Genomic DNA, 13,997 nt, shown 5'->3' with positions numbered 1-13,997 from the left:
TACCTGGTTGATAGGTCGAAGGTGTAAGTGCAGTAATGTATTTAGCTTATCGATACTAATAGGTCGAGGACTTGACCAAAATAAACCTAAAGGTTTATATCGCCAACCAAATCATTATTAAAATTTTAATAAGGAAGATTTCGGTTGCTAAAAATAAATGATTAGCTCTAAATGATATGCAGTTTTCAGAGTATTAACTCTAAAAGATAAAGATTATGTGGTTATTATAGCAAAGAGGATACACCTGTTCCCATACCGAACACAGAAGTTAAGCTCTTTAGCGCTGATGGTACTTGGGGGGCGACCTCCTGGGAGAGTAAGACGTAGCCACGTAATCTTTTTTTTATACGAAAAATAGTAATATTTATATTTTAAAGCATATAATAAAAAATAAGTCTTTATAAAAATCAATACTAAGCCATACAATATTTCTAAAATCATTCATTTATTTAATGCAAATGCGATAAATTTGTTATATAAAATGATATCTAAATAAATGATTAGTTCAAAATATGCATCAATTCGAATAAATTTCTATATTAAAAATAAAAAATTTAAATACTTAATAATATAATCTAAACCACCTTAACTAAAGTTAGGTATTTTTTGTTATATAAGACAAAAGTTATTTATTTAAATGTATTTATATTATTTATTAAGGACTTCAAGTAAACATATTTAAACATTAAATAATATAGTTTATAATCTTTAATATTAAAAGAAAAAGGGAGGGGATTAGGATTATGTTTAAAAAATTTAATAAAATCTTAGTTGCTAACAGGGGAGAAATAGCTATAAGGATATTTAGAGCCTGCTCTGAATTGGGGATAAAGAGCGTGGGGATATATAGTAAAGAGGATAAATATAGTTTGTTTAGAACAAAAGCAGATGAATCTTACTTAATAGGAGAAGATAAAGGTCCAATAGATGCATACCTAGATATAGATAGTATTATAGAATTAGCTAAGAAAAAAAATGTAGATGCAATTCATCCAGGATATGGTTTCTTATCTGAAAATCCAGAGTTCGTAAAGAAATGTGAAAAAAATGGAATAACATTCATAGGTCCATCAGCAGATATAATGAATATGATGGGAGACAAAATAAATTCAAAACGAATAGCAAAAGAGGTGAATGTAGCTACTATACCAGGAATAGATGAACCAATCAAAGATATTAAAAGGGCAAAAGAAATAGCACAAGAAATAGGATATCCAATAATGCTTAAAGCCTCTAATGGTGGTGGCGGTAGAGGTATGAGGGTTGTTTATAACGAATCAGATTTAAGTATAGAATATGAAACAGCATGTAGTGAATCAAAAAAAGCTTTTGGTGAAGATATGATATTCATAGAAAAGTATATAGCAAACCCTAAACATATAGAGGTACAGATATTAGGGGATAAATATGGAAATATAGTACATCTGTATGAAAGAGATTGCTCAGTACAAAGAAGACATCAAAAGATAATAGAATATTCACCAGCATTTTCTTTAGACGATAAATTGAGAGAGAATATATGTAGTGATGCAGTCAAAATAGCTAAGCATGTAGGATACATCAATGCAGGTACCTTAGAATTTCTAGTAGATGATAGTGGAGAATACTATTTTATAGAAATGAACCCAAGGGTTCAAGTAGAACATACAGTAACTGAAATGGTAACCGGTATTGATATAGTTCAAAGTCAAATATTAATTGCTCAAGGATATAGATTAGATAGTGATGAGATAAATATAAAATCTCAAGAAGATATAGAAGTAAGAGGGTATTCTATTCAATGTAGAATAACAACAGAAGATCCTAAGAATAGATTTATGCCAGACACAGGTAAAATACAAGTGTATAGAACTGGTTCAGGATTTGGTATTAGACTAGATGGAGGTAATGGATTTGCAGGGGCGAATATAAGTCCATACTACGATAGTCTACTTGTAAAAACTATATCTTGGGATAGAACATTTAAAGGTGCAATAAACAAAACTATAAGATCTATCAAAGAATTTAGGGTTAGAGGTGTTAAAACTAATATAGGATTTTTGGTAAATGTATTGAATAATCCTATATTCATAGAGGGCAAATGTAGCACTAGATTTATAGATATTAATCCAGAATTATTTGAGATAAGAGAAAGTAAAGATAGAGGTACAAAATTACTTCAATTTATAGGGAATACAGTAGTAAATGAAAATAAATGCGAAGATAAACCTTCATTTGATTCAATATATCAGCCTAAGATAAATAAAGACATAGTACTTAATGAAGGCAGTAGAGAGTTATTTAATAGATTAGGTAAAGAAAAGTATATAGAATATATTAAAAATGAAAAGAAGCTATTGCTGACAGATACAACTATGAGAGATGCGCATCAATCATTACTAGCTACAAGACTTAGAACATATGACTTATTAAAAGTAGCAAATCCAACTAATGAGTATATGAAAGATTTATTCTCTATTGAGATGTGGGGGGGAGCAACTTATGATGTGGCATATAGATTTTTAAAAGAATCTCCATGGATTAGACTGCAAAAACTTAGAGAAGAGATACCTAGTATATTATTCCAAATGTTATTTAGAGCATCAAATGGAGTTGGATATAAAAATTATCCAGATAATGTAATTGAAGAATTTATAAAGCAATCAGCAGAACAAGGAATAGATGTATTTAGAATATTTGACTCTCTAAACTGGGTGGAAAATATGAAACCATCTATATCAACAGCTTTAGAAACTGGAAAAATAGTAGAGACTAGTATATGTTACACAGGAGATATATTAGATCCAACAAAGAATAAATATAATCTAGAATATTATATAAGGATGGCTAAAGAGCTAGAAGAATTAGGTACAGATATCATATGTATAAAAGACATGGCAGGCTTACTTAAGCCATATTCAGCATATACACTTATAAAGGAATTAAAAAATAATGTCAATACTCCGATACATCTTCATACACACGATACAAGTGGAAATGGTATTGCAACTTGCCTTATGGCATCTGAGGCAGGAGTAGATATATTGGATGGAGCATTAGAAACTATGGCAGGTTTAACTAGTCAACCATCATTAAACGCTATTGTAGAAGCACTTAAAAATACTGAAAGAGATACTCAGATTAATTTATATGGATATGAAGAAATAGGAAACTATTACAAAGACTTAAGAAAAGTATATTCTAGATTTGAAAGTGATTTATCAAACCCTTCTGCTGAAATATATAAATATGAGATACCAGGAGGTCAATATACAAATCTAAAACCACAAGCTGATAGCTTAGGACTATCAAATAAATTTGATGATGTAAAAGAAAAGTATAAAGAAGCAAATGAAATACTAGGAGATATTATAAAGGTAACGCCATCATCTAAAGTAGTAGGAGACCTTGCTATATTTATGGTAAAAAATAAATTAGACAAGAATAACATAATAGAAGAGGGTGAAAAATTATCATTTCCAGATTCCGTATTAGACTACTGTAAAGGAATGATAGGTCAACCAGAAGGAGGAATACCGAAAGATATTCAAAGGGTAGTATTAAAAGGAGACACTCCAATAGAAGAAAGACCTGGTAAATTAATTCCAAAGGAAGATTTTGATAGTATAAAAGTTGATTTAGATAAGAGATTCAATATGAATACAAATATAAGAAATATATTAAGTTATACTTTATATCCAAAAGTATATGAAGATTATTTAAAACATTTGCAACTATATAATGATATATCTAAGTTAGATAGTCATGTATATTTCCATGGGTTAAGTAAAGGTGAAGAGTGTGAAGTAGAGATAGAAGAAGGTAAAATACTTACTATAAAGTTAGTAGATATAGGTGATGTTAAAGAAAATGGAAATAGAACAGTATCATTTGAGTTAAATGGTATGATAAGAGATATAGAGATAAAAGATAATAACTACTCTGGCAACATAAAAGATATAATAAAAGCTGATATGAATGATCCTATGCAAATAGGAGCTAGTATACCTGGAAAAGTGGTTAAAATTTTAGTTAAAGAAGATGATGAAGTAAAACAAAATCAACCAATGATTATTATAGAAGCAATGAAAATGGAAACTATAATAGTTGCTAAAACAGATGGTATCGTAAAATCGATAAAAGTTGAAGAAGGGGAATTAGTAAGAGATAAGCAATTACTTATAACTATGAAAAATAAATAAAAACTCCTTTAGCTTATATATTAGAACAATATTTAACAATTTTTAATATAAATTAAATAGATTAAAATATGAAGATATTCTTCTTTAAAGTTAGTTTGTAATAATATGATAAGCTAAAAAAGAACTTATGCCTAAAAGGCATAAGTTCTTTTTATTTATTGAAAAATAGAAGAAGTAATTGTCAGTATAAAGACATAAGTAATTGAATGAATTAGACTCCAATAAATCGATGAAATGTATAGTAATAGTGAAGTATGATAAAAATTATTATTAATATACTATATTAGAATTGTATAGATAATAAGTGGAATTATATATAGATTATTGAATATATATATATAAAATAAAATTTATTATTAAGTATGAAATTACAGTAAAAGAGAGGAAAGAGGTAATAAGTATAGAATTAATGACTAAGACCTTAAGTACTAACTATTTCTTGGGAAATATTTATATCACTACCTAGAGTTAAGATGTTTACATACTTATTATCAAAAAATAAAAGTTAGTTATGTAATTATAGTGAAATACTCAAAGTAATTTATAAATTATAAAGGTAGGTGCTTATATGAAAATTTACGATAGTAGTAATATAAGAAATATAGCAATACTAGGTCATAGTGGATGCGGAAAGACAAACTTAATTGAAGCTATAGCATATACATCAAAGTTAACTAGTAAAATACCGAGAATAACTGATAAGTTAAATATGACATACAGTATAGGGTTAACTCCAGTAGAGTATAATGACTATAAATACAATCTATTAGATACACCAGGTTACTTTGACTTCTGTGGAGAAGTGATATCATCTCTTACTGCAAGTGATGCAGCTATAATAGTTATAGATGCAACAACTGATGTCCAAGTGGGCACAGAAAAATCATTAGAATTAACTGAAAACATGCCAAAAATAATGTTCATAAATAAAATTGATAATGAAAAATCTAGATACAAAGATACACTAGCTATGCTTAGAGGGAAGTATGGCAATAAAGTAGTACCTATGATTATACCTATATATAAAAATAAAGAATTTATAAAATTACATAATGTTTTTGAAAATATGGATGGATTAGATGGAGAATTTAAGCAAGAAGCTATGAGTGTAAAAGAAGCATTAATGGAGCTTATAGCAGAAACAGATGATGAGTTATTAGATAAGTATTTTAGTGGAGAAGATTTAAGTGATGCAGACATACAAAAAGGAATAACGATAGGTATGCAAAGAGGAGATATAATTCCTGTTATATGTGGTTCAACGATAAACAATATAGGAACAGCTGAAATACTAGAAACTGTTTCAAAGTATTTGCAGCCAAAGCACTCTAATATAGAAGCTAGATTTAAAGGTCAAGTATTTAAAACAATAGTGGATCCATTCATAGGAAAAATGTCTTATATAAAAGTAACTCAAGGTAAAATAAATAAAGACTGCGAATTATTTAATTTGAATAAATCAGAGAAAGAAAAAATATATAATATATATACTATGAAAAATGGAGATCTCATAGAGTTAAGTGAGGCTAGGTGTGGAGATATAATAATCGTAACAAAAGTAAATTCACTTCAAACTGGCCACACCGTATCCATAAGTAAAGATGAAGACGAATTAGAAGATATAAACTTACCAAAGCCACAAATATATTATGCAGTGGTTCCTAAAAATAAAGGAGATGAAGATAAGATAGGTTCTGCGTTAAATAAAGTGGTTGAAGAAGATCCAACTATTAAGTGGTATAGAAATCCTGAGACAAAACAAGTATTAATAGGAGGTCAAGGTGAACTCCATATAAATACTATAAAAAATAAGATTAAGTCAAAGTTTGGTGTAGATATTGATCTAGAAGATATAAAAGTAGCTTATAGAGAAACTATAAAAGGAAAAGCTGAAGTTCAAGGTAAGCATAAAAAACAATCAGGAGGTCATGGGCAATACGGAGATGTCAAAGTTAAATTTGAAAGAAGCGATTTAGATTTTGAGTTTGCTGAAGAAATATTTGGTGGGTCTGTACCAAAACAATATATCCCAGCAGTAGAAAAAGGTATAAAAGATTCAATGGTAAAGGGTGTTTTAGCAGGCTTTCCAGTTACAAATATAAAAGCAACTTTATATGATGGGTCATATCATGATGTAGATTCATCAGAAATGGCATTTAAATTAGCAGCAGGTATAGCATTTAAGAAAGGTATGGAAGAGGCTAAGCCAGTTTTACTAGAGCCTATAATGAAGTTTAAAATAACAGTTCCAGAAGAGTATATGGGAGATATAATGGGGGATATAAATAAGCGAAGAGGAAAAATACTTGGAATGGAGCCTAATGAAAAAGGAAAACAAGTAATATATGCAAATGCTCCACAAGCAGAAACTTTTAAATATGCAATAGATTTAAGGGCCATGACTCAAGGAAGAGGTTATTTTGAGATGGAATTAGAAACATATGAAGAAGTTCCAACTCAATTAGCTCAAAAAATAATAGAGTTGGAAAATAATAAATAAAACTTAAGGCTCTAGATTATTCATCTAGAGCCTTAAATTTTTTAGAAAGTACAAGTTAAATCTTGGAACAATAATGAAAAAACTGCATATAAATTATATATTAAATATACATTTAGTAGATGTGTATTATGAAGTAACTGAATGATATTAAAAAAGTTGACTATAATTAATTACTAAATTAATCAAATATAGATAGCATTAAGTAATTATTATAATAGAGAGGAGGGTAAAGCTTGTATTTCAACAGATTTACTCAAAGGGCAAAGAGGTCAATAGATATAGGTATAGAAAGTGCACAAAGATTGGGTCATAAAGTGGTAGGTAGTGAACATATCTTATTTGGCTTAATCAAGGAAAAAGGAGGAATAGCAGGAAAAGTATTAATACAGTTAGGGCTAACAGATAGCATAATCAAATCAAATATAATTGAAATAAAAGGCAACGCTAATGAGCCAGTAGAAGATGTAACATTAAGTCCAAGGAGTAAACAAATATTAGAGCTCTCTGGTATGTTTGCTAATAAGTTAAGAACTAATTATATAGGAACAGAACATATTTTGCTAGCTATAGTTCAAGAAGGCAATGGTACTGCTATGAAAATATTAAACTTAGAAGGTATTGATGAGAGCGCTATTGTGCAGTTAATAATTGATATGATGGGATTAGAGGAATACTCGATACAACAAGAAAAAGAAGAAAAATACACAGTTAAGGTACATGAGGAATCTCTAAAACTTTTAGATAAATATGGTAAGAATCTTGTAAAATTAGCTTCCCAAGGTAAATTAGATCCTGTAGTTGGTAGAGAAATTGAAATAGAGAGAGTTATACAAATATTAAGTAGAAGAACAAAAAATAATCCAGTTGTAATAGGAGATCCAGGGGTAGGAAAAACTTCTATAATAGAAGGGTTAGCTATAAATATAGCAGAAGGAAATGTACCTGAAACTTTAAAAAATAAAAGCTTATATACTTTAAATATGGGTTCTATGTTAGCAGGTGCAAAATATAGAGGAGAATTTGAAGATAGAATAAAGCAAGTTATAGATGAAGTTATAAAAAATGGTAATGTAATTCTATTTATAGACGAAATACACACAATAATAGGCGCAGGTGCAACTGGAGAAAGTACAATAGATGCATCAAATATACTTAAACCTGTGCTATCAAGAGGAGAACTACAAATCATAGGAGCAACAACAATAGATGAATATAGAAAGCATATAGAAAAAGATTCAGCTCTTGAAAGAAGATTTCAACCTGTAGCGCTTAAAGAACCATCTAGAGAAGAAAGTATAAAAATTTTAGAGGGGATTAGAGATAAATATGAAGATTTTCATAAAGTAAAAATAAGTAATGAATCTTTAGTTGCAGCAGTAGATTTATCTATAAGATATATAACAGATAGATTTTTGCCAGATAAAGCTATAGATTTAATAGATGAAGCTGCATCAAGAGTTAGGCTAAAAATAGGCAAATCATCGGTTAAAATTTTAGGATTAGAAGAAGAAATCGAAAGTATAGATAAGGAAAAAGAGAAAGCAGCAATGTATCAAGATTTTGAAAAAATTGAAAAAATAAAAAAACAGCAAGAAAACTTAAAAAAAGAACTTAAAGAAGTAAATCAACAATGGAATACTATGGGGAAATATACAGAAGTAGTTAAACCAGAAGATATTGCAGAAGTTGTAGAATTATGGACCAGCATACCTGTAAATAAAATAGTAGAATCTGAGTCTAGTAAATTATTAAGGCTAGAGAAAATATTACATGAAAGAGTAGTTGGTCAAGAACAGGCAGTGAAGTCAATTTCCAGAGCTATAAGAAGGTCAAGGGCGGGATTAAAAGATCCAAACAGACCAATTGGGTCTTTTTTGTTCTTAGGTCCTACGGGTGTAGGTAAGACAGAATTATCAAAAGCTTTAGCAGAAGTGCAATTTGGAGATGAAAATAAGATAATAAGACTTGATATGTCTGAGTATATGGAAAAACATGCAGTATCTAGACTAATAGGATCACCACCAGGATATGTAGGTTATGAAGAAGGTGGCCAATTAACGGAAAAAGTAAGGCGAAATCCTTACTCTGTAATTTTACTTGATGAAATAGAAAAAGCGCATATAGATGTATTTAATATTTTATTACAAATATTAGATGATGGAAGATTAACAGATTCCAAAGGAAGAACTGTAGACTTTAAAAATACTATAATCATAATGACTTCTAATGTAGGGGCAACAAAAATAAGTTCTCAAAAAATATTAGGATTCACTACAAATATAAATAAAGAGGAAAAAGCCAAGAGTGATTATGAAAATATGAAAGAATGTATAATGGAAGAAGTAAAACAAAAATTTAGACCAGAATTTTTAAATAGAATAGATGATATAATAGTATTCCATTCATTAACAGAGGAAGATTTAGATGAAATAGTAAAATTAATGATGAAAGAATTAGCATCAAGGTTGCAAGCTATGAACATAAACCTAAATATGACCGAAGAATCCATAAGATTTATATCAAAAGTTGGATTAGACTTACAGTATGGTGCAAGACCACTAAAAAGAGCCATACAAAAAGAGATCGAAAATCCACTTTCAGAAGTAATACTAAAAGGAGATATACAAGGTGGAAATGTTGTTATAGCAGAGGTAGAAAATAATAAGATAGTATTTAAGTGTAAATAGTAGTAATATATATAATAAGGGGGAGAGTATTCCCCTTTATTTTTATAAGCAAAAAGTATTAGCATAATATATAGTTATATTCGTTATAAAGTATTTTAAAGATTCTACATAATATTATATAGATATGCTAAAATTATATAGACAAAAAGAATTTAAGGGTGAATTATATGGCAAAAATAAAAACAAAATATGTATGTCAAGAATGTGGGTATGAAACTTCAAAATGGTTAGGGAAATGCCCTGAATGTACAAAATGGAATACTTTTGTAGAGGAAATTGAGCAAAAAGGAAGTAAAAAAGAAGTTTTCATTATAGATAAATCATCATCAAGACCAGTAAGTATAAACTCTATACAAACTAAAGAGGAAGAGAGATTTTCAACGTGTATAAATGAATTGGATAGAGTGTTAGGTGGAGGTGTTGTAAAGGGGTCATTAGTTCTTGTTGGAGGAGATCCAGGGATAGGTAAATCCACACTACTAATACAAGTTTCAAGTAATGTTGCAAACTCAGGAAAAAGAGTACTTTACATATCAGGAGAAGAGTCTGAATCTCAAATAAAAATGAGAGCTCAAAGATTAGGTATAAGTTCCGACAATCTGTATATATTCGCAGAGAATAATTTAAGTATAATAGAAGCTCATTTAGAAAGTATAAATCCAGAACTTATCATATTAGATTCTATTCAAACTGTTTATAGCCCAGAAATATCATCAGCTCCAGGAACTGTGAGTCAAATTAAAGAAGGTACGTCTAAATTCATGAAAATTTCTAAGAAAATGGGTATATCAACCTTCGTAGTTGGACATGTAACAAAAGAAGGTTCATTGGCAGGTCCTAAATTACTAGAGCATATGGTAGATACAGTTTTATATTTTGAAGGAGAAAGATATAATACATATAGACTAGTAAGAGCTGTAAAGAATAGATTTGGTTCGACTAATGAACTAGGTGTCTTTGAAATGAGAGATTTAGGATTGGTAGAGTTAGAAAATCCATCTAAGATACTTATATCAGAAAAGCCAAAAGATGTGGCTGGTTCTGTAATAATATCTACAGTAGAAGGTACTAGACCAATGCTTTTAGAATTGCAAGCATTAGTATCCCCAACTAGTTTTGGTATTCCTAAAAGGACAGCTACAGGGGTTGATTATAATAGAGTTGCTATGCTATTAGCTGTTTTAGAAAAGAGAGTAGGATTACAAATTCAAAACCAAGATGTGTATTTAAATATTGTAGGGGGTATAAAAATAAATGAACCTTCTATAGATTTAGGTATAATAATTGCAGTTGCATCAAGTTTTAGAAACATTGAAGTTGATGAAAAAATAGCGGTAACAGGAGAAGTAGGCTTAACAGGAGAAGTAAGAGCAGTTAGCTATATAGAAAAGAGAATAGCTGAGTGTAAAAAATTAGGATTTTCAAAAATGGTTATACCAAGAAGCAATTATGATGCAGTAAAAGATATTAAAGGTATAGAAATATGGCCAGTTGATAATTTAAGACAAGCTATAAATATAGTACTAGGGGGTAATAAATAATAATGGAAGATATCTTAAATAATAAGAATGTATTACACGCATTAAAAATGATATCTCCTGGAAGTCCATTAAGACAAGGTTTAGAAAATGTACTAAAAGCTAAGACAGGTGGTTTGATAGTTATATCAAATGGAGAAGATACAATGAAGGTTGTAGATGGAGGATTCAATATAAATGCAGATTATTCGCCTGCATATTTATATGAATTAGCAAAAATGGATGGTGCTATAGTACTTAGTCAAGATGTTAAGAAGATATTATTTGCAAATGCACAATTAATACCTGATTATTCTATTCCTACATCTGAAACAGGGACAAGACATAGAACAGCAGAGAGAGTTGCAAGACAAACCGGTTCTATAGTTATTGCTATATCTCAAAGAAGAAATGTAATAACTGTATATAGGGGAGATCAAAAGCATGCACTAGAAGAAATATCAAAAATATTTACAAAAGCTAATCAAGCATTACAAACTTTAGAAAAATATAAAGCAGTATTAGATCAAGCTGTAGCAAGCCTAAATGCATTAGAATTTAATGACTTAGTAACTATATACGATGTAGCAATTGTAATTCAAAAAATGGAAATGGTTATGAGAATTACAAGTATAATAGAAAAATATATTATAGAGCTTGGGCAAGAAGGAACACTAGTCAGAATGCAGTTAGAAGAGTTAGTTGGAACAACTAAAATTGATCAAAAACTTATACTAAAAGACTATAGCAAAGAAGATATAGACATAAAGTTATTTAAAAAGAAAATAAAAACATTATCTCCTGAAGAATTAGTAGATTTAACTAACATGGCTAAACTTTTAGGTTATAGCGGATTCTCTGAAAATATGGATATGGAGATAAGACCAAGAGGGTATAGGGTATTAAATAAGATACATCGATTACCATCAACTATAATTGAAAATTTAGTAAACTACTTTGAAGATTTCCAAGAAATATTAGATGCATCTATTGAAGACTTAGATGATGTAGAGGGAATAGGTGAAATAAGGGCAACATATATAAGAAATGGACTAATAAAAATGAAACAATTGGTATTATTAGATAGGCTTATATAATTTATTAGTAATGATTTAAGAAATATTTAAGGACTTTGTTGTTGAATAAATATGGTATTATAGATTATAATAAAAAAATATTAAGTATTAATCCGGGGGTGAAGAATTGATACCAAAAGTGATAAGATTTATAACAAGCATACTGGGATTTGCTCTAGGTATGACTACATATGCAACTTTAATGAAAGCATTTCCGGCACTTAAATTTGGTGCAGAGATATATGGTTTAATCGCATCTGTTTCAGTTGGGATAGTTGTAGGAATCATATTCTATGCAATAGAGCCGTGGTTTACTGATAAATTTAAGGACATTGCTAAGGTTATGGATAAAGAAATATCAAAATATCCTCAAACAGATATATTACTAGGATCTATAGGTCTTATAGTTGGGTTTGTAATAGCTTACTTAGTAAGTGGTATAATGAGCACAATACCTATAATCGGAGGATTCTTAGCTTTTATTACATATGGATTTATGGGCTACTTAGGTATAAGAGTAGCATTAAAGAGTAAAGATGACCTATTTAACTTAGGAAAATTAAGCAAAATTTCAGCATCTATGAAAGATAAAGGATCTAAGAAGGAAATAAATAGGGTTATACCGCCTAAGGTATTAGATACAAGTGTAATCATAGATGGTAGAATAGCAGACATATGCAAAACTGGATTCGTTGAAGGGAAATTAGTTATACCCGAATTCGTTTTAGATGAATTAAGACATATAGCGGACTCTTCAGATGACTTAAAAAGAGTTAGAGGAAGAAGAGGATTAGATATACTTAATATAATAAAAGAAGAACTACAAATAGAAGTTGAAATTACTAAAACTGATTTTGATGATATAGCTGAAGTGGACAGTAAGCTTTTAAAGCTAGCTAAGACTCTAAATGGTAAGGTTGTAACCAACGATTACAATTTAAATAAAGTAGCACAAGTTCAAGGTGTTGAAGTATTAAACATAAATGAACTAGCTAATGCTGTTAAGCCAGTAGCAATACCAGGAGAAGCTATGGTAGTTCAAGTAGTAAAAGAAGGTAAAGAACATAGTCAAGGTATAGCATACCTAGATGATGGTACTATGATAGTTGTAGATGGAGGTAAAAAATACATGGGACAAACTATAAGTGTTTTAGTTACATCTGTATTACAAACTCCAGCTGGAAGAATGATATTTGGAAAACCTAAAGTTTAAATTTTAAAAGTCTTCGTATTTTCGAAGGCTTTTTTGATATAATTTACTATACAAGATAAATAATTAATATAAGAGAAGAATATTAAAATTGATTATATAAAATATAGACTACAAAGAGGTGATTAAATGAATGGTGTTGTTATAGTAGCAGCTGGTAGTGGAAGTAGAATGAAAATGGGGATAAATAAACAATTTATAAAGCTTAATAACAAAGAAATAATAGCATATACAATAGAAAAGTTTTATAAAAATGATGATATACAAGATATTGTTGTAGTTATAAAAAAAGAAGAAGAAGAATTCTTTAAAAAAGAAATTATAGAAAAGTATAATTTACATAACATAAAGATTGCCTTTGGTGGGAAAGAAAGACAAGACTCTGTATATAATGGACTGAGAAGTTTAAATAAAGATTGTGAGATAGTATTAATACATGATGGGGCAAGGCCATTTGTAACGAAAGAAATTATAAGAAAATCAATAGATGAAGCAAAAGAAAATAATGCAGTAGTTGTAGGTGTGCCGGTAAAAGATACTATAAAAGTGGTTAATGAAGATAAAGATATAATAGACACACCGAATAGAAGTACTTTGTGGGCAGTTCATACACCACAGACATTTAAATATGATATATTATTAAAATCATATGAAGATGCCTTTAAAAATAATTTTTATGGGACAGATGATGCAATGCTAGTAGAGAGAATAGGATATAAGGTTAAAATGATAGAAGGTTCATATAATAACATTAAGATAACAACACAAGAAGATTTAAGTATAGGATCACAAATATTGAAAGAGCAAATTTAACGGAGGTTATATA

General features: G+C 29.2%; 7 protein-coding genes and 2 rRNA genes. All 9 read left to right on the top strand.

The features are described 5' to 3' along the window. Positions 1-79, top strand: a 23S ribosomal RNA gene (locus tag I4U89_RS13815); the annotation flags it as partial. A 137-nt stretch (positions 80-216) separates the two neighbouring features. After that, positions 217-333 (top strand): 5S ribosomal RNA (gene rrf, locus I4U89_RS13810). Positions 334-743: 410 nt separating this feature from the next. After that, positions 744-4,181: a pyruvate carboxylase gene (locus tag I4U89_RS13805; protein WP_195940869.1), complete on the top strand. Its 3,438-nt coding sequence runs from the start codon at positions 744-746 to the stop codon at positions 4,179-4,181. A gap of 568 nt (positions 4,182-4,749) precedes the next feature. Next, on the top strand, positions 4,750-6,681 hold the full coding sequence (locus tag I4U89_RS13800) for an elongation factor G (RefSeq protein ID WP_195940868.1): 1,932 nt from the start codon (positions 4,750-4,752) through the stop codon (positions 6,679-6,681). A gap of 233 nt (positions 6,682-6,914) precedes the next feature. Then, on the top strand, positions 6,915-9,368 hold the full coding sequence (locus tag I4U89_RS13795; protein WP_195940867.1) for an ATP-dependent Clp protease ATP-binding subunit: 2,454 nt from the start codon (positions 6,915-6,917) through the stop codon (positions 9,366-9,368). Positions 9,369-9,535: 167 nt separating this feature from the next. Beyond that, positions 9,536-10,909, top strand: coding sequence for a DNA repair protein RadA (gene radA, locus I4U89_RS13790; RefSeq protein ID WP_195940866.1), 1,374 nt, complete (start codon positions 9,536-9,538; stop codon positions 10,907-10,909). 2 nt (positions 10,910-10,911) lie between these two features. After that, a complete protein-coding gene (gene disA / locus I4U89_RS13785) occupies positions 10,912-11,982 on the top strand; it encodes a DNA integrity scanning diadenylate cyclase DisA (RefSeq protein WP_195940865.1) in 1,071 nt (356 codons plus the stop codon). Positions 11,983-12,088: 106 nt separating this feature from the next. After that, the gene (locus I4U89_RS13780) at positions 12,089-13,174 is read left to right on the top strand and encodes a PIN/TRAM domain-containing protein (RefSeq protein ID WP_195940864.1); all 1,086 of its coding nucleotides are present in this window, start codon (positions 12,089-12,091) and stop codon (positions 13,172-13,174) included. 126 nt (positions 13,175-13,300) lie between these two features. Beyond that, entirely contained in the window at positions 13,301-13,984 is a 684-nt protein-coding gene (ispD, locus tag I4U89_RS13775) for a 2-C-methyl-D-erythritol 4-phosphate cytidylyltransferase (RefSeq protein WP_195940863.1), read from the top strand. Positions 13,985-13,997: the final 13 nt, after the last annotated feature.

Source organism: Romboutsia sp. 1001713B170131_170501_G6 (assembly GCF_015668195.1).
In the GTDB taxonomy this organism is placed as follows: domain Bacteria; phylum Bacillota; class Clostridia; order Peptostreptococcales; family Peptostreptococcaceae; genus Romboutsia_C.
Note: the sequence above shows the minus strand (reverse complement) of the source record. Positions and strands in the feature narration are given on the sequence as shown.

What these genes read in the sequence shown, in the direction of transcription:
- disA (WP_195940865.1), top strand. Translation starts at nt 10,912, where the DNA reads ATGGAAGATATCTTAAATAATAAGAATGTATTACACGCATTAAAAATG.
- ispD (WP_195940863.1), top strand. Translation starts at nt 13,301, where the DNA reads ATGAATGGTGTTGTTATAGTAGCAGCTGGTAGTGGAAGTAGAATGAAA.
- I4U89_RS13800 (WP_195940868.1), top strand. Translation starts at nt 4,750, where the DNA reads ATGAAAATTTACGATAGTAGTAATATAAGAAATATAGCAATACTAGGT.
- I4U89_RS13805 (WP_195940869.1), top strand. Translation starts at nt 744, where the DNA reads ATGTTTAAAAAATTTAATAAAATCTTAGTTGCTAACAGGGGAGAAATA.
- radA (WP_195940866.1), top strand. Translation starts at nt 9,536, where the DNA reads ATGGCAAAAATAAAAACAAAATATGTATGTCAAGAATGTGGGTATGAA.